Source organism: Pseudomonas tensinigenes (genome assembly GCF_014268445.2).
Classification (GTDB): domain Bacteria; phylum Pseudomonadota; class Gammaproteobacteria; order Pseudomonadales; family Pseudomonadaceae; genus Aquipseudomonas; species Aquipseudomonas tensinigenes.
The window spans coordinates 5,233,927-5,252,583 of sequence record NZ_CP077089.1 but is presented as its reverse complement, the minus strand read 5'-3'; the positions used below and the strand labels follow the sequence as shown (position 1 = coordinate 5,252,583).

At 58.5% G+C, this 18,657-nt stretch carries 10 protein-coding genes; 7 read left to right on the top strand and 3 right to left on the bottom strand.

Annotated elements, in window-relative coordinates:
• Positions 1-30: 30 nt before the first annotated feature.
• Together HU718_RS23305 and HU718_RS23300 are read right to left on the bottom strand one after the other, a co-directional pair.
• Positions 31-1,281: a ribonucleotide-diphosphate reductase subunit beta gene (locus HU718_RS23305; protein ID WP_008084848.1), complete on the bottom strand. Its 1,251-nt coding sequence runs from the start codon at positions 1,279-1,281 to the stop codon at positions 31-33.
• 542 nt (positions 1,282-1,823) lie between these two features.
• The gene (locus tag HU718_RS23300; RefSeq protein WP_008084846.1) at positions 1,824-2,084 is read right to left on the bottom strand and encodes a DUF2790 domain-containing protein; all 261 of its coding nucleotides are present in this window, start codon (positions 2,082-2,084) and stop codon (positions 1,824-1,826) included.
• Between the two features lie 450 nt (positions 2,085-2,534).
• Between HU718_RS23300 and acs the strand changes: the two genes are divergently transcribed.
• From acs to argR, 7 genes are all read left to right on the top strand, one after another.
• Positions 2,535-4,490 carry an acetate--CoA ligase gene (gene acs / locus HU718_RS23295; RefSeq protein WP_007912698.1) on the top strand — a complete coding sequence of 652 codons (1,956 nt, stop codon included), beginning with the start codon at positions 2,535-2,537 and terminating at the stop codon, positions 4,488-4,490.
• 721 nt (positions 4,491-5,211) lie between these two features.
• Positions 5,212-5,985 carry an ABC transporter substrate-binding protein gene (locus HU718_RS23290; RefSeq protein ID WP_186614581.1) on the top strand — a complete coding sequence of 258 codons (774 nt, stop codon included), beginning with the start codon at positions 5,212-5,214 and terminating at the stop codon, positions 5,983-5,985.
• A 91-nt stretch (positions 5,986-6,076) separates the two neighbouring features.
• On the top strand, positions 6,077-6,766 hold the full coding sequence (locus HU718_RS23285) for an ABC transporter permease (RefSeq protein WP_007912702.1): 690 nt from the start codon (positions 6,077-6,079) through the stop codon (positions 6,764-6,766).
• Entirely contained in the window at positions 6,763-7,461 is a 699-nt protein-coding gene (locus HU718_RS23280; RefSeq protein WP_007912703.1) for an ABC transporter permease, read from the top strand. Before HU718_RS23285 ends, HU718_RS23280 begins: the two co-directional genes overlap by 4 nt.
• 1 nt (position 7,462) lies before the next feature.
• Positions 7,463-8,575 carry a M14 family metallopeptidase gene (locus HU718_RS23275; RefSeq protein ID WP_186614583.1) on the top strand — a complete coding sequence of 371 codons (1,113 nt, stop codon included), beginning with the start codon at positions 7,463-7,465 and terminating at the stop codon, positions 8,573-8,575.
• 27 nt (positions 8,576-8,602) lie between these two features.
• Positions 8,603-9,367 carry an ABC transporter ATP-binding protein gene (locus HU718_RS23270; protein WP_007912705.1) on the top strand — a complete coding sequence of 255 codons (765 nt, stop codon included), beginning with the start codon at positions 8,603-8,605 and terminating at the stop codon, positions 9,365-9,367.
• A 262-nt stretch (positions 9,368-9,629) separates the two neighbouring features.
• A complete protein-coding gene (gene argR / locus HU718_RS23265; protein WP_007912706.1) occupies positions 9,630-10,610 on the top strand; it encodes a transcriptional regulator ArgR in 981 nt (326 codons plus the stop codon).
• A 3-nt stretch (positions 10,611-10,613) separates the two neighbouring features.
• Here argR and HU718_RS23260 read toward each other — a convergent pair whose 3' ends face one another.
• The gene (locus HU718_RS23260) at positions 10,614-18,476 is read right to left on the bottom strand and encodes a dermonecrotic toxin domain-containing protein (RefSeq protein ID WP_186614585.1); all 7,863 of its coding nucleotides are present in this window, start codon (positions 18,474-18,476) and stop codon (positions 10,614-10,616) included.
• Positions 18,477-18,657: the final 181 nt, after the last annotated feature.

Genomic DNA, 18,657 nt, shown 5'->3' with positions numbered 1-18,657 from the left:
CAATAATATCTTGGGTTTGTAGCATGAAAATCAATCCCAGCTCAACGCCCCACCAGTCTGATACTCAATCACACGCGTCTCAAAGAAATTCTTCTCTTTCTTCAAGTCCATAATCTCGCTCATCCAAGGGAACGGGTTAGTCGTCCCTGGATATTCCTCTTTCAAACCGATCTGCGACAAACGACGGTTAGCGATGAACTTCAGGTAGTCCTCCATCATCGCCGCGTTCATGCCCAGTACGCCGCGAGGCATGGTGTCACGTGCGTATTCGATCTCCAGCTGCGTACCCTGCAGAATCATCTGGGTCGCTTCTTCCTTCATTTCGGCATCCCACAAATGTGGGTTTTCGATTTTGATCTGGTTGATCACGTCGATGCCGAAGTTCAGGTGCATGGATTCGTCGCGCAGGATGTATTGGAACTGCTCGGCGACGCCGGTCATTTTGTTGCGGCGGCCCATGGAGAGGATTTGGGTGAAGCCGCAGTAGAAGAAGATGCCTTCCAGAACGCAGTAGTAGGCGATCAGGTTGCGCAGCAGTTCTTTGTCGGTGTCCGGGGTGCCGGTTTCGAACTTCGGATCGGAGATCGAGCGGGTGTATTTCAGGCCCCAGGCGGCTTTTTTAGCGACCGATGGAATCTCGTGGTACATGTTGAAGATCTCGCCTTCATCCATGGCCAGCGATTCGATGCAGTACTGGTAGGCGTGGGTGTGGATCGCCTCTTCGAAAGCCTGGCGCAGGATGTACTGGCGGCATTCCGGGTTGGTGATCAGGCGGTACACGGCCAGCACCAGGTTGTTGGCAACCAGGGAGTCGGCGGTGGAGAAGAAGCCGAGGTTGCGCATGACGATGCGGCGCTCGTCGTCGGTCAGGCCTTCCGGGTCTTTCCAGAGGGCGATGTCGGCGGTCATGTTGACTTCTTGCGGCATCCAGTGGTTTGCGCAACCGTCCAGATATTTCTGCCAGGCCCAGTCGTACTTGAATGGCACGAGTTGGTTGAGGTCGGCGCGGCAGTTGATCATGCGCTTTTCGTCAACGGCGACACGGGCGGAGGCGCCTTCGAGTTCGGCGAGGCCTTCGGCGACGTCGAGGGAGTTCAGTGCAGCCTTGGCGCGGGCGACAGCGGCCGAGTCGTCGGCGGTCACGGCGCGGGCTTCGATCGCGGCGGCACCGCCAGCGTTGTCGAGGCGGTCCATGTTGGCTTCAGTAGCGTGGCCGGCGTTGGCGCCTTTCACGGTTGCTACTTCACTGTCTTCTTTGTCGAATTCGTCCCAGCTCAGCATGACGTGTCGTCTCCTGCGTGAGGGCCTGTGCCCGTGTGAAACCTGATTGGTTGGTTTTTCACACGGTCGTACAGACCGCGTTGGATGTCGTTTTTTGCAGCGATGCACGCAGGCAAATAAACAGAAATTTTGACGGGTTCCGAGAGCCTCTGATGGGCGCAATCAGCGTTGAACGCTGCTGCGGGGCTTCAGAATGGCTTTTGCTCCCTGTAAGGGAATATTGCTGACCCGTATGGGGCGGCATTATAGGGAAAAAAACACGGCTGTGCTGAGGCGAATCCGCGCATGGAGCGGTCGAGGAGGGTGGTTTTTCGATGAGAGTGAGGGTTTACAGGGCTTTGCCGGGGATAGATTTTTTTTCGCAAAAATCTCGCCATTGTGAATTTGCTCAAAAAACGAACAAAAAACTGCGTTTTTCACTACATCTAGTGGTTTGCAAGCATTTTTGATGACTTCAAACACAACTGAGCCCGACCGAAGTCGGGCTGGAATCGACCCTCAATGAAGCGCTGAGAGATCCAATTCGGTGCAGTCTCGAATCATCAATTGGTGCAGCCGTTGCCCATGACGCTGTAACGCAGGATGTGGCGCTGACCTTTGGAGTCGTCGTACTCCATTTTTGCCGGTACTACTTCGCAGACGTTGGGAATTTCACTCATCGATACAACGTTGGCGATGTCCAGGTGAGTGGAGTAAGTGTATTCCTCGATCACCGGTTGTTGCTGTGCGACATCAGTCGGGACCTCATCTGCCATGGCGGTTGCGCACAGACTGCTGAGGGCCAGAACCAATAAAGCTTTCATTTCAGATTTACCTTTTTGAGGTCGAGTGGGGTCACGCAACCTTTATGGGGTTGCGTGTGTAACTTCATCGTTTGCGGTTATTACTTGAGAGCTGGATTAACGGCCTTCGTGGGGGCTGTATCGTTGTTAATCGCGTTTGCCTTGTTGGCGAGGTGGATTTTAGGGAGATGGGGCAGGGGTAAACAGAGCGGGTTTTGATAAACACCTTTGGCAGATTTGGTAACAATCCCCCAGAAACCACCTCAATCCCCTGTAGGAGCTGCCGAAGGCTGCGATCTTTTGATCTTGCACCTAAAGATCAAAGTCAAAAGATCGCAGCCTTCGGCAGCTCCTACACGGGCCCTCGTGGGTGGGCGAGGGCTTGTTACTACCATCGTCGAATGGTTCTATGGCCCCCGCCCCGTTACAACAGGGTCATACAAAAACAACTATTACACCGAGGTAGGAAAGATGAGTGCGGCTTCTCTGTATCCCGTTCGTCCCGAGGTTCTGGCTAACACGCTGACTGACGAGGCGACCTACAAAGCCATGTACCAGCAGTCGGTCGTCAACCCTGACGGCTTCTGGCGCGAGCAAGCCAAGCGTCTCGACTGGATCAAACCTTTCACCACGGTGAAACAGACGTCGTTCGACGATCACCATGTCGACATCAAGTGGTTTGCCGACGGCACCCTGAACGTTTCCTACAACTGCCTCGACCGTCATCTGGCCGAGCGCGGCGATCAAGTCGCGATCATCTGGGAAGGTGACGATCCTTCCGAGAGCCGCAACATCACCTACCGCGAACTGCACGAACAAGTCTGCAAACTGGCCAACGCCCTGCGTGGTCAGGACGTGCACCGCGGCGACGTGGTGACCATTTATATGCCGATGATTCCCGAAGCCGTGGTCGCCATGCTGGCCTGCACCCGGATCGGCGCGATTCACTCGGTGGTGTTCGGCGGGTTCTCGCCGGAAGCCCTGGCCGGTCGCATCATCGACTGCAAATCGAAAGTGGTGATCACCGCTGACGAAGGCATCCGCGCCGGCAAGAAGATTTCCCTCAAGGCCAACGTCGACGACGCGCTGACCAACCCGGAAACCAGCAGCATCCAGAAAGTCATCGTCTGCAAGCGCACCGGTGGCGACATCAAGTGGAACCAGCATCGCGACATCTGGTACGAAGACCTGATGAAAGTGGCGGGCACCGTTTGTGCGCCGAAAGAGATGGGCGCCGAAGAAGCGCTGTTCATCCTCTATACCTCCGGTTCGACCGGCAAGCCGAAGGGCGTGCAACACACCACTGGCGGTTATCTGCTGTACGCGGCGATGACCCACGAGCGCGTGTTCGATTACCGTCCGGGCGAAGTCTACTGGTGCACCGCCGACGTCGGCTGGGTCACCGGCCACAGCTACATCGTCTACGGCCCGCTGGCCAATGGCGCGACCACGCTGCTGTTCGAAGGCGTGCCGAACTACCCGGACATCACCCGGGTGGCGAAGATTGTCGACAAGCACAAGGTCAACATCCTCTACACCGCGCCGACCGCGATTCGCGCGATGATGGCGTCGGGTCAAGCCGCTGTTGAAGGCGCCGATGGCAGCAGCTTGCGTCTGCTCGGGTCGGTCGGTGAGCCGATCAACCCGGAAGCCTGGGACTGGTACTACAAGAATGTCGGCAAGTCGCGTTGCCCGATCGTTGATACCTGGTGGCAGACCGAAACCGGCGGCAACATGATGAGCCCGTTGCCGGGTGCGCACGCGCTGAAGCCGGGTTCGGCGGCGCGGCCGTTCTTTGGTGTGGTGCCGGCGCTGGTCGACAACCTTGGCAACATTATCGAGGGCGAGGCTGAAGGCAATCTGGTGATTCTCGATTCGTGGCCAGGTCAGGCGCGCACGCTGTACGGCGATCACGATCGTTTCGTTGATACCTACTTCAAGACCTTCCGTGGCATGTATTTCACCGGTGACGGCGCGCGCCGTGATGCCGATGGTTACTACTGGATCACCGGGCGTGTCGATGACGTGCTCAACGTGTCGGGCCACCGTATGGGCACGGCCGAGATCGAGAGCGCGATGGTTGCGCATCCGAAAGTCGCCGAGGCGGCGGTGGTGGGTGTGCCGCATGACATCAAGGGGCAGGGCATTTATGTCTATGTCACGTTGAAGAATGGCGAGGAGCCGACCGAGCAGTTGCGTCTGGAGCTGAAGAACTGGGTGCGCAAGGAGATCGGGCCGATTGCTTCGCCGGACGTGATCCAGTGGGCGCCGGGGTTGCCGAAGACCCGTTCGGGCAAGATCATGCGCCGGATTCTGCGCAAGATTGCCACGGCGGAATATGACGGGTTGGGGGATATCTCGACCCTGGCGGATCCGGGTGTGGTGCAGCATTTGATTGATACGCACAAGACCATGAATGTTGCTTAAGCGTTAGAAGCATGGAAGCCCTGTCCGGTTTTGCCGGGCGGGGCTTTTTTGTGTCTGGAGGTTTTGTGGTGACTGGGCTGGCCTCTTCGCGAGCAGGCTCGCTCCCACAGTTTGACCGAGTACCTTCAGACAAAATGCAGATTCCTGTGGGAGCGAGCCTGCTCGCGAAGGCAATTTGTCAGACGCCGGGATAGTCCGCTGTCGGAACACAAACCCACCCAACCAATAATTATCGATCTCCCCCGTAAGACATTTCCCGCTGTTACCCGCTGCCTTTCACGTAACCGAATGTGTAACCGCCCGCCTCGCGACGGGGCAAAGGGAAACGCTTCGCCCCGTTTTAGAGCCTTAAAAGCCCCAGTGAAAAATAAGACACAACGCTGCGCTTGCCGGATTAGAAGGGTTTGCGAATAATAGGCCCGCAATTTGCAACATGGATCGGTTCACTGTCTTTCGCTCCTGCATGAAATTGCAGGGCTGTCAATGTGCCAAAGTCGCTTTCTCTGTGCATCTGTAATTAGTTGTCGCATTGAAGAAATATCGGCTTCGGGCCTGTCGTTAGAATGCCGATCACTCGCTCATCGTGGCCGAGGTTGAAATCTCTGACGGTTTCAATCGGAAATTTCCCACCGATGCAGCAACCGATTTCCCGATTCACCCATTCGCATATTGGGCTGTCGCTCACTCTGCCGTTTTTGCCCTTTACCGATGGAGTCCCGAGATGAAGAAACTTGTGCTGCTTGGCGCCCTGGCACTGTCCGTGCTGTCGATGAACGCCTTCGCTGACGAAAAACCTCTGAAGATCGGTATCGAAGCGGCTTATCCTCCGTTCGCCTCGAAAGCACCGGATGGCAGCATCGTCGGTTTCGACTACGACATCGGCAACGCTCTGTGCGAGCAGATGCAGGTCAAGTGTGTATGGGTTGAGCAAGAGTTCGACGGTCTGATCCCGGCACTGAAAGTGCGCAAGATCGACGCGATCCTGTCGTCGATGTCGATCACTGAAGATCGCAAGAAGTCGGTCGACTTCACCAACAAGTACTACAACACCCCGGCACGTCTGGTCATGAAGCAAGGCGCCGTTGTCAGCGACAACCTGTCTGAGCTCAAAGGCAAGAACATCGGCGTGCAACGTGGCTCGATCCACGAGCGTTTCGCCCGCGAAGTCCTCGCGCCACTGGGTGCCGAGATCAAGCCGTACGGCTCGCAGAACGAAATCTACCTCGACGTGGCCGCCGGTCGCCTCGACGGCACCGTGGCTGACGCCACCCTGCTGCAAGATGGCTTCCTCAACACCGATTCCGGCAAAGGCTTCGCTTTCGTCGGTCCACAGTTCACCGACGTCAAATACTTCGGCGACGGCGTAGGCATCGCAGTGCGCAAGGGCGACGCCCTGAAAGACAAGATCAACGCGGCCATCGCGGCCATCCGCGAAAACGGCAAATACAAAGCAATCCAGGACAAGTACTTCGCCTTCGATATCTACGGCAAGTAAGACGTCTCTGCGACAAGTCCGAAATGGCGCAAGCAACAGGATCTCTGCGGTTTGCGCCATTTTTTCATCCCAACTTTCGAGGACCTGAATCATGTTGAAAGGCTACGGGGCTGTCATCCTCGATGGCGCATGGCTGACGCTTCAGCTCGCCTTGTCGTCCATGGCTCTGGCCATCGTTCTCGGGCTGATCGGTGTCGCGTTGCGCCTGTCGCCGGTGCGCTGGCTGGCCTGGCTGGGCGATCTGTATTCCACGGTGATCCGCGGGATTCCCGATCTGGTGCTGATCCTGCTGATCTTCTACGGCGGCCAGGATTTGCTCAACCGCGTCGCACCGATGCTCGGCTATGACGACTACATCGATCTGAACCCGCTGGCCGCCGGTATCGGCACCCTCGGTTTCATCTTCGGTGCGTACCTGTCGGAAACTTTCCGTGGCGCGTTCATGGCCATTCCCAAAGGTCAGGCCGAAGCCGGCATGGCGTACGGCATGAGCAGTTTTCAGGTGTTCTTCCGGGTGATGGTGCCGCAGATGATTCGCCTGGCGATTCCGGGCTTCACCAACAACTGGCTGGTACTGACCAAGGCGACCGCGCTGATTTCCGTGGTCGGTCTGCAAGACATGATGTTCAAGGCCAAGCAGGCGGCGGATGCCACTCGTGAGCCTTTCACCTTCTTCCTCGCAGTGGCGGCGATGTACCTGGTGATCACCAGTGTTTCGTTGCTGATCCTGCGTCAACTTGAGAAGCGCTACTCGGTAGGCGTAAGGGCGGCTGATCTATGATCTTCGACTACAACGTCATTTGGGAGGCCATGCCGCTGTACCTCGGCGGCCTGCTGACCACCCTCAAACTGCTCGCGCTGTCGCTGTTTTTCGGTCTGCTCGCGGCCCTGCCGCTGGGGCTGATGCGCGTCTCGAAGAACCCGGTCGTCAACGGCGCCGCGTGGCTTTACACCTACGTGATCCGTGGCACGCCGATGCTGGTGCAACTGTTCCTGATCTACTACGGTCTGGCGCAGTTCGAAGCGGTCCGCGAAAGCTTCCTGTGGCCGTGGCTGTCCAGCGCAACGTTCTGCGCGTGCCTGGCCTTCGCCGTCAACACCAGCGCCTACACCGCTGAGATCATTGCCGGCAGCCTCAAGGCCACGCCGAACGGTGAGATCGAAGCGGCGAAAGCCATGGGCATGTCGCGCTTCAAACTGTACAAACGCATCCTGCTGCCATCGGCCCTGCGCCGGGCGCTGCCGCAGTACAGCAACGAAGTGATCATGATGCTGCAGACCACCAGTCTGGCCTCCATCGTCACCTTGATCGATATCACCGGTGCGGCGCGCACGGTCAACGCGCAGTTCTATCTGCCGTTCGAGGCGTACATCACCGCCGGCGTGTTCTACCTGTGCCTGACGTTCATTCTGGTCAAGCTGTTCAAACTGGCTGAGCGTCGCTGGTTGAGCTACCTGGCCCCGCGGAAGCACTGATATGCAACGCATTGACCACGTATTGCCGTGGAGCCATCTGGGCAGCGAGCGCAAGATTTCGGTGTTCCGCTTCGGGCATGGCGAGCGCAAGGCCTACATTCAGGCCAGCCTGCACGCTGACGAATTGCCGGGCATGCGCACCGCCTGGGAGCTGAAAAAGCGCCTCGGCGAACTCGAAGCCAAAGGCTTGCTCAACGGTGTCATCGAGCTGGTGCCGGTCGCCAACCCGTTGGGTCTTGGGCAGTTGCTGCAAGGCAATCACCAGGGCCGTTTCGAGGCCGGTAGCGGCAAGAACTTCAACCGTGATTTTGTTGAGCTGAGCGCGCCGGTTGCCGCCGCTTTGGCCGACCGTCTCGGAGATGATCCGCACGCTAATGTGCGTCTGATCCGTCAGGCCATGGCCGATCATCTGACGGCATTGCCGGAGGCGAGCAGCCAGTTGCAAGGCATGCAACGTGTGTTGCTCAGCCATGCTTGCACCGCTGATGTGGTGCTGGACTTGCACTGCGATGCCGAAGCCGCGCTGCACATGTATGCGTTGCCGCAGCACTGGCCGCAGTGGCGTTCGCTGGCTGCGCATCTGAATGTGAAGGTCGGATTGCTCGCGGAAGATTCCGGCGGCAGCTCGTTCGATGAAGCCTGCTCGTTGCCGTGGCTGCGTCTGTCGCGGCAGTTCCCCGATGCGCAGATTCCGCTGGCGTGTCTGGCGACCACCATTGAGCTGGGCGGTCAGGCCGACACTGGTCGCGCCGAAGCCGAGGCCTATGCTGAAGGCATTCTCGCGTTCCTCGCCGAGCAAGGTTTGATTACCGGCGAGTGGCCGAACCCGGCGCACGAAGCGTGTGAAGGCATGCCGTTCGAAGGCACCGAGTTGCTGTTCGCGCCGCATCCGGGCGTGGTGAGTTTTCTGCGCAAGCCCGGCGAATGGGTCGAGGCGGGCGATGAGATTTTTGAAGTGATTGATCCTCTGTCCGATCGGCTCAGCACGGTGTGTGCTGGTACCTCCGGGGTGCTGTTTGCCATTGAACGGCTGCGTTATGCCCAACCCGGTTTCTGGCTGGCCAAGGTGGCGGGGCGCGAAGCGCTGCGTCACGGGCGCTTGCTCAACGACTGACTGACTGTTTTTGTGAGAACCGACCGCATGTACAAACTTGAAGTCCAAGACCTGCATAAACGCTATGGCAGTCACGAAGTGCTCAAGGGCGTGTCCCTGAAAGCGGCAGCCGGCGATGTGATCAGCATCATCGGCTCCAGTGGCTCCGGCAAAAGTACTTTCCTGCGCTGCATCAACCTGCTCGAGCAGCCGCACGCGGGCAAGATTCTGCTCAATAACGAAGAGCTGAAACTGGTGGCGAACAAGGACGGCGCGCTGAAAGCCGCTGATCCGAAGCAGCTGCAACGCATGCGTTCGCGCCTGTCGATGGTGTTCCAGCATTTCAACCTGTGGTCGCACATGACCGCGATTGAAAACATCATGGAAGCGCCGGTTCACGTGCTCGGCGTACCCAAGTACGAAGCGCGCGAAAAAGCCGAGTACTACCTGAACAAGGTCGGCGTGGCCCATCGTAAAGACGCCTTCCCGGGGCACATGTCCGGTGGCGAGCAGCAGCGCGTGGCAATCGCTCGTGCACTGGCGATGGAGCCAGAGGTGATGCTGTTCGACGAACCGACCTCAGCCCTCGACCCGGAACTGGTGGGCGACGTGCTGAAAGTCATGCAAGCGCTGGCTCAGGAAGGTCGCACCATGGTTGTGGTAACCCACGAAATGGGCTTTGCCCGTGAAGTGTCGAACCAGTTGGTGTTCCTGCACAAAGGTGTGGTGGAAGAAAGCGGCAACCCGCGTGAAGTGCTGGTTAATCCGCAATCGGAACGTTTGCAACAATTCCTCTCGGGCAGTTTGAAATAAATCAGAGCTGCCGTTGTGCACCGTGATAGTGCATGCTTCGCAGCCAGAAGGCCGGCCTGCGATCTCTGTGGGAGCGAGCCTGCTCGCGAATGCGGTGTGACATCCGACATAGATGTCGACTGATCCACCGCTTTCGCGAGCAGGCTCGCTCCCACAGTTGGATCCCTGCCTGGATCTCGGTTGGTTTCAAGATTTGTGTTCATTTACGGGCTAGCATTGGCCCATGCCTTCATCACTGTTCTTCGTTTCGGATCGCCCGCCCATGACTGCCCATCGAATTGGTTTCCTGATTTGGCCCAGCACTAAAGCGTTGACGCTGGCGCTGGCGGAGGAAGCCTTGCGTGTTGCTCAGCGGGTACACCCGGACGTGGTTTACGAACTGTCGTTCCTGCAAGCAGAACCTCCGGCCGAAGGCGCCTGGCAATTGCCCGGCGAGGCATGGGCGGGCAAGCTCGAAAATTTCCAGAAACTGTTCCTGCTCGCTGACGAGCCACCGACCACGTTGGCCCCGGCACTCAGCAGTGCGCTCAAGCAATTGGTACGCGCAGGTACAGTCATCGGCGGTCTGTCCGCTGGCGTTTATCCCTTGGCGCAACTCGGTTTGCTCGACGGTTATCGCGCCGCCGTGCACTGGCGCTGGCAGGACGATTTCGCCGAGCGTTTCCCGAAAGTCATCGCCACCAGCCATCTGTTCGACTGGGATCGCGATCGCCTGACCGCGTGTGGCGGCATGTCCGTGCTCGATCTGTTGCTGGCGGTGCTGGCTCGTGATCACGGTGCAGAACTGGCCGGCGCGGTCTCGGAAGAGCTGGTCGTTGAGCGCATCCGCGAGGGCGGCGAGCGTCAGCGCATCCCGTTGCAGAACCGTCTCGGTTCCAGTCATCCGAAGCTCACCCAGGCGGTGTTGCTGATGGAAGCCAATATCGAAGAACCGCTGACCACCGACGAAATCGCCCAGCACGTGTGCGTATCCCGTCGTCAGTTGGAACGGATCTTCAAGCAATACCTCAACCGTGTGCCGAGCCAGTACTACCTGGAACTGCGCCTGAACAAGGCCCGGCAGATGTTGATGCAGACCAGCAAGTCGATCATCCAGATCGGCCTGTCTTGTGGCTTCTCTTCGGGGCCGCATTTCTCCAGCGCCTACCGCAATTTCTTCGGTGCCACGCCGCGGGAAGATCGCAACCAGCGGCGCAGCAGCAGCCCGTTCGAATTGTCGTCGGTGCCGCCTGAGCGCGGCTAACCCTTAGTCGACGACCAGGTCAGCGGAGCTTCCGGAAGAGTCGATGTACGGCCTGGCTTCGGCGCCACTGGAAAACGAGTCGTCTTCGAACGCGTCGAATTCCTGTCGGGTTCTTCGCGTCAGCGCCAATCGCGCAGCCCTTCTGCTGTGGTAAACATTGAGGGTTTGCTGACTGGTCGGGGATAGCGGATTGCCGTTGAAGTCGAAATCGGTAGTGTCGGCGTCCATGATTTCGATGGGCAATTCGCTGATGCCGTTGTTGCCCAGGTTGGCATTATCAAGGCGCGCGCTACTGAATAAACCCGGCGGTATGTCTGTCAGTCCCGTGTTGTTCAGATCCAGTCTGGCCAGTGCGGTCATCTGACTGAGGTCGGGGACTCGGCCCAGCATGTTGTTTCTCAAGTTGAGTCGATTGAGATTGATCATGTTGCGCAATGCATTCGCGGTGTCCTCGGTAAGGGTGACACGGCAGTCGATCAGGCTCAGTTCCGTCAGGTTTTCCATGGCTGCAACCGCGTAGGGAATGTCCCCCAGTTGGTAGCCTTCTATGGCAAGTGCGTGCAGGTTGGCAAAACGCTCGAGGAATCGACCGAGACGAGGCGATGTGAAGCTGCTGCTCGTCAGGTTCAGTGCAAGTATGTGGCTGAAGTCAGCGGACAGCGTCGGCAGCTCACCGATGATCGGCAGGTTCGAGGTGAAACTGATTTCGCTTTGACCCGCGGTGACGATTCGGCGCCAGCAATACTCCAGGCTTGTCTTGAATTGTTCCCGGCGTTCGCGCTCCTGCAGCAAGGTTTCGGGGGGCAGCGGGGCATTGCTGACGGGATCGACTGGAGTCTGTGTGGTCCAGGTTTCGAGATCACTGATCAGGGACGTCAGCTCGCCGCGTCGGCGTATCAGTTCAAGGTGCCCGTCGGCCAGTGTGCCGGGCAGGCTGTAAACCAGTTCGTCGAGCCGCGAATCGGTCAGATGCGGATACAGCTCGCGGGCCAACAGGCTGTTTTCCTGCGGGACGGAAACGCCAAAATTAATGCCCTGTGCTTGCCAGTGGGTTTTTATCCGCTCGCGCATGGCCGGCAACAGTGGGTTCTGATTCAAGTCAAAACCATTGCTGGCGTCCGGGGACAGCTGAAAAAGTGCCTCTGGCAGCACGCTGATGCGGTTTTGATGAAGGATCGCGGTTTCCAGTACCGGCAATTCGAGCAGGCCGGGGGGAATCTGCTCGATCCCGGTTCTGGAGAGGTCGATGAAGGTCAGTGCTCTCAATGCAGAAACGTCAGGGGTGTCGCCCAGTGGGTTGTTGTACATATCCAGCATGGTCAGTCGGGACAGCGAGGACAACGCAGCTTGCCCGGCTTCTTCCAGAGCAACGCCACAGTTGCTCAATACCAGTGTTTTCAGCTTGGGCATACGAGACAGGGCCAGGGGTACTTGACCCAAGGCAAAACCGCGCATTTCCAGTGCCTCAAGTCCGCTAAAGCAGCTCAGGAACCCCTCGGTGCCGGACAGCGCTTCGTTGCCTTGCAAGGTTAGTTGGGTGACATGGCTGAAGTCGGCCGCCAGCGTCGGCAGATCGCCGATCACCCGCAGATTGGCGTCGAACGCATTGAGCCTGAGTTCTGTTTTGCTGTTTTGTCGACTACGCCAGAAGTGTTCCAGTTGCCGACTGAACGCTCGGCGCTCAAACCGTTGCGTGGCTCGATCAGCCGCGATCATGTTCAACCCCAAAGGGCCTGCCGGAGCACGGTCGGACCATTCGGCAAGGTCGCTGACCATCTGCGTGATTTCCATCTCCCAGTGCGCCAGTTGAGCGCTGCCGTCTGCCAGTGTTCCGGGCAATTCATAGATCACATGAGTGATATCTTCGATGTCCAGGTCAGGAAACAATTGCTGTGCGGTGGTGATGTCGGCGAGATCGGGAAGTACGCCGAAGTCGTAACCAATGGCCGCGTAGTGCGCCTTGATGCGATCACGCGTAGCGGTGGACAACGGGTTTTTGGCCAGATTGATGCCGTCAGCCAGATCGATGTCCATCGTGAAAAAGGATTCCGGCAGATCCGTGATCGCGTTGTCGTTGAGCAGCGCAGTGCGCAGGTTCGAGTGAGTGGCCAGGCCATTGGGCACGTTGGCCAGGCCGGTGTTGATCAAGCGAATATCATTGAGCATCGGCAGCCCCGCCAGATCGGGAATCTGCACCAGCGTGTTATGGCTCAGATTCAGCCGTTCAAGTTCACTCAACGATTGCAGCAACGTCTGCCCTTCAGGCGTGAAGGTGATACCGCAACTGGACAGTGTCAGCTCCCTGAGCTCTGACAGGCGCGCAAGGTTGGCCGGGACCTGCCCCAGTGCGAAGTTGCGCATTTCCAGAACGTGCAGGTTGGGAAACCGGTCAATGAAGGAGGCGATCTCACCAATGGCTGGCGTGCCTATCAGATTCAGCGTTGACACATGGCTGAAGTCCGCCGTCAGCCGTGGCATGTTTCCGCTGAAGGCCAGGTTGGCGAAGAAATGATCCTCGCGCATGCTCGATGTGCTCGATCGGCTCTGCCAGAAATTCTGCAGTCGTTGAGCGAATTCCGATCGTGCCGTGTAGTTGTTGTACATCTCGATGGCATCGATCGCCGCACCGGTCACGGGATCGTGTTGCGGTACCTGAAGGGCCCATGCGCGAAGGTCGCGTTTGAGCCCTTCCAGCTCTGTTTTCCAGGTGTAGAGCTGAGTCCTGCCGTCTGCCAGGTTGCCGGGCAGGTCATAGATCACTTCACTGGCCTCGACGGTGTCGAGCGCCGGGAACAGTTCGCGCGCCAGGGTGATGTCTGCAGGATCCGCGAGTACGTCGAAATCCTGCCCGGTTCGGCGGTAGTAGGTTTTTATTCGTTCGCGGGTGGCGAGCGAGAGTTGCGGATTATCGGCCAGATCAATGCCGTCGCTGCGGTCGGCCGGGAGATCGAACAGGGCGTCGGGCATTTCGCTGATGTTGTTCTCGCTGAACAGTGCGGATCTCAGGCGGGGATGGTCGGCGATGCCGGGTGGAAGCTCGCGCAGGCCTGTATCGGAGACGTCCAGATATTTGAGCGAGGGCAGCAGATTCAGATCAAAAAAGGTTCCGAGGGGGTTACCGCGCAATTCGAGTGTCTGCAACTGGTTCATGGCGGTCAGCGCTGCCTGATTTTGCGGGGTGTTTACCACCCCGCAATCCTTCAGCCGCAATGTGACCAGTTGCTGCGCATCGATGGATGACAATGTGCCGGATTCCAGGTCAAAAAAACTCAGTTCCAGTTGGGTCAGATTCTGAAAACGTTGCAGAAAGGGCCGCAGGGCCGAAACGTTTTTGTTGCCATCGAGCAACAATGCGCCAACGTGAGCGAAGTCTGCTTCGAGCACCGGCATATCGCCGATGAACTCGACGCTCGCTTGCAGACGACTGTTGCGCAGGCTCGGGGCTGCCGGAGATCTTTCGCGCCAGAACTGTTCCAGTTTGATGCTGAATCCTTGTCGGGCCAGGCGCTCATTTACCCGCTCGCTCATGGTCAACGCCAGGCCGGTTTCGGGGTGAACGTCAGGAACGTTATTGGTCCATTGCGCGAGGTCGTTTTGCATCTGGTGGAGTTCGGTTTCCCAGCGGGCGAGCCGCGCGCGGCCGTCAACCAGTGTTCCGGGCAATCGATAGAGCAGTTCAGTGGCGCGCTCGGTGTCGAGTACGGGAAAGAGGTTCATGGCCCGATTCAAATCGGCTCGTTCCGGCAAGATGCCGAAGTGTTTTGAGGTTCGCTGGTAGTAGATTTTCGCCCGCTCGCGGCTGACTGCAGACAAGGGATTGTTGGCAAAGCTGAAGCCATCGCTCAACACCGCAGACAGCTCGAAATAAGCCTCGGGAATGTCGACGATCCGATTGCCGTCGAACCTGCCGGTAGCCAGTCGTGGATGATTGAGCAGACCGTCCGGCAGCGTGGTGATGTTCGTGTTGTCGAGATTGATGTAGCGCAATGAAGGTATGGCGTGCACATCGGGCGTGGCGCCCAGTCGGTTGCCCTGCAGGTCCAGCACCTGCAGTTCGGACAGCGGCGAAAACAGCGAGCGGCTGTCGGCCGGCAGCGCTATGCCGCAGTTACGCACGGTCAGGTTTCGCAGGCTCGACATCGTGCTGATGGCGGGCGGCAGGTTCGGCACGTTCAGGTTCTGGATGTCCAGATACATCAGCCGCGGGAATCGCTGCAGAAACCCGTCGACGGCACCGGTGCGGGCGCTGCCATTGATGCTCAGCAAGATGACATGGCTGAAATCGGCGTTCAGCACCGGCAGATCGCCAATGATCGGGTCCCTGATCTGCAGGATGTAACCGGCAGAGCTGCGTAACTCTCTGCGCCAGCAGCGTTCGAGGTCGATCCTCAGATTCGTTCGGCTTTGCCTTGCCGCTCGCCGTTCAATCGCCGTCAAAGGGAGGCCGGTGGCGGGGTTGTTCGCCGGCACCTGCTGCTCCCACAGACGCAGATCATCTTGAAGCTGGCCGAGTTCGCCTCTCAGGCGCGCCAGTTCGTTTCTGATGGCGACCGGATCCTGGTTGAAACTGAGCGCAAAGTCCTCGGCCTCCTGGGCGGTGTAGCCGCGGTAGATCACCTGAACAGGTTCCAGCGGAGCGGGTTCTGCGAGGCCGCCGGGCGGCAGATAGGCTTCAGACAGACCAAACGTTGGCTGATGACCGCCGCGTCCCACCAAGCGCAGGGTTTCCAGCTGTGTCTCTGGCGCGGGGGGCAAAGAAATCGCCACGCGCAGATTCGCGCGATCCAGCGGTCGGGCACGTATTGCACTTTTCAATTGTGGCGCCTGGTCAATCTGCAGGTTCAGCGCCTGGCGTTCAGTGTCCGGCAGGGCGTAGAGGATGCTCGAGTAAATATCCGCGACCGCGTGCAATTGCTGGCCGCGGTCATCGAACGGCTGGTAGCGACCATCGGTCTGCCTGACCAGGACTTTTTGCGACGGGGCATCGACACGCCCGGTGCTGTCGAGCAGTGCGCCTGCGTAGTGCTCATCACGGATCTCGAGGCGCACGTCACCGCTCCAGCCCGGCAAGTTCCGGAGGCTGTGGAGGACCAGCGTGTCGGTGTCCGGATTGCTCGTCGAGTCCAGCTCCAGTCCTTCATAAGCACGCGTGATGCGTACTTGGGCAGTGGCGATCTGGATCAGGTCTTGCTGACGCTGTGGCAACTGACCTTCGCTGATCTGCAGCAGCTCATCGCCGGTGGCGCTGTTGAGCAGTGCCTGGGTGACGGGCAGGGGCAGTGTCGATTGATGTTGCGTGATGCAGGTGATCAATGGGTCTTCGGGCGTTTCGATGGCCTGGTAGCGAGCATCGAACAACACCCCGCGCTGCGCTTTGGCGACTTGCAGCAGCTGCTGGCGCAAATTGCGGGTGCGCACCTCCAGCGACAGATCCGGCCCGGCGAATGTTTCGCCCGATAACGCTTTGGCATCCTGTTCGTTGAGCGTTTGCAGCAGCGTTTTGAGAACGTCGCCGTCGCGCAGATTGTTCAAGTGAATATCGGTCAGTGGCAAGGTCTCGTCGGCTGCAGACTGCCAAATGACGAGACCTTGCTGATCGGTCAGGCGCAGGCGTTTGCCGGCAGGCCAGCGACCGTATTCGCTGAGCAGTTGCAACTGTGTCAACGGGTCGGCGGCACGTTGCTGTTCAGGCAGTTCGCTGGCCATTTGTTCGATGAACAGTTGAAGATCCTGGTCGATCCTGAAGCGTGTAATGCTGTCGGCCAGCAAAGGCGGCAACGGCGCCTGATCGACATGCATCAGGCGCAGGGCTTCATGGTCAAAGCCGCTGACCTGAAGGATGCGCTCGCGTTGAGCGGGAGTGAACGCTTCGATTGTGTGGCCGATTCGTCGCAATGCCGTAGGCGAATCCCACTCCAGCGGCTGTTCGAGCTCGGTATGCCACGCGCCGTTGCCGTTATGGCGAAGTAGCGGTTTGTAGGCATCGGAGCGGGTGGGATGGTCAATTCGATACTGGCCGGGAATCTGGCTTTCGGTCACGGCGTAATGTGCTTCATCCAGTGACAGCACTTGCTTTCCTTGATGCTGATGCAACCCGAGTCCATTCGGCGTGGACGAGTGGTCAGGTGCGGTTTTTTGTTCGTAGCGGGCCAGATCCGGTGCCCAGTAGCGGGTTTGGCCGTCGGGCATCTTCACCGGTTTGAAGCGGTCGATGAAGGCGACAATCTCTTTGGGCAACACATTGCGAAACTCGCTCACGGCAATGCCACCGCCGACGGCAAATGCGCCGAGCTGGACCAGTGACTCCAGGCAACCGAACAGATGTTCCAGCGCTTCGGTGTTTTGACCGTGTGCCCATTCGACGATGCCTTCAAATACTTCGTCGAGAAACTGATAGGCCATGTACGCCATCATCATCTCTCCCAGAAACGGCACGAACGGCGCAATGATGAACGCAGCGGTCTGTATAACGGCCGAAGCGATGCCGACGAACGAATCCCATAGCGCCCAGCGCGCTTTTGAATCCACCGCAGCGGTGGCGACGGCAATGACTGCGGCGTCGTTAAGAATCTTGTTCAACTTGCCTTGATAAAGGTGTTCCCATAATTCGCCGCTGATCGGTGTCGGGTTCAATTGAAGTTTCGGTTTGTCCAACGGTTCGTCTCGCCAGGGCGCTTCAGAACTGCCGGCTTGCGGTGGGTGCCATGTGACCCGGCTCAGCCGCGTGTTCAGGCTGGAGAAGAAAAAGCCGCGCTGTTCATGGTTGATGAAACGACTGAAGAAGTTCTGGTAGTCGGCGGAGCGCAACTGGCGGGTCAGCTCGACTTCAAAGGCTGCCGATGAGGCGTACTCCTTGATCGGGTGCTCGGGGTCGTTCGGCACATAGACCACCACTCGGGCCGCACTTCGCAGCTCATAGGTTGGCGGCGCAAAAAGCACAATGTCAGCCAGCGGCGCGGCCATCATCGTCAGGCTGTGGCATAACACGGAATGGCCGTTGATCCGCATATGCGGGATGCCATCGGCCAATGCGCTGATCGTGCGAAACCAGCTGTCACTGATGTCGCCGCTCATGCGCGCAAATTGCAGGGCGGCTTTCAGTCCGGCCTGCTGGCTTTTGTCGACTTGCTGGCGCAAGGCCGCGGCGGTTTGCCCGTCGCTGATTCCGAGGTTGTCTTCCAGATAGGTCATGTATTGCGCGCCGATATCCAGCTTGCGACAGAGCCGGGTGAACGCCGGGATGCTCATCTGTTGCTTGATCCCGGGCAGGGTGTCGAACACGTCACTCAGCGAGGGTTGAGCGGGGAGCGCCGGATCGACATCCTCCTCACCGAGGGGACGGCCATTCCGGGTGGGGACGGTGATGTAGGTGGAGTCGGCCTCGTAGGCATCGTCCACGGTTTCCTTTTCCTCGAAGTTATGCAAAGCGGCGTCCAGCAACGACACTTTCCAGGTACGGGCACCGGTCTTGATCGAAAACACCGGAGTGGTCACCGGGATGTACAGGTGCAGGAACGTGGTTCTGACATCCAGATCCAGATTGAACTGAGCCTTGAGCGCGGCTTTGAGCAATGGCTCGGCGAAGGCTCGGGCATCCTGCAAGTGGGCCAGCCGTTGGTCGACAGCGTTTTGTGCCGACCAGTGGGCGGCATTGAGGGCTTTAAGCGCCTGATGCTGAGCGACCGGCAGCCCTTGCAGTTTCAGCGGCATCACCGGAAGTGTGTTCTTGAGGGCGTTGCGTCGGGTTGGCGAGGCGTTGCCCAGCCAATCGGGCAGGCTGTCTTTGAGATGCAGGTAATGAGCATCGGGCTGTCGGGAATCGACGATTTGGCGGGGGGCGGTGTGCTGCTCTGCGGTCGGGTACATCGGGCCAATCCTTGGCGGTGGAAAGTGCCAAGCAAAACAGAGCAACGCACAGCGAGTGCGGTACATATTTATACCGGTGAAAGGGCATTGAGTTGATATCCTTCCCGACCTGCCGCAAATCGGCAGCGCCAGTTTAAACTGCGCCTTTGCGACGCTATATGTCGCATTGCCGTAAACCCGT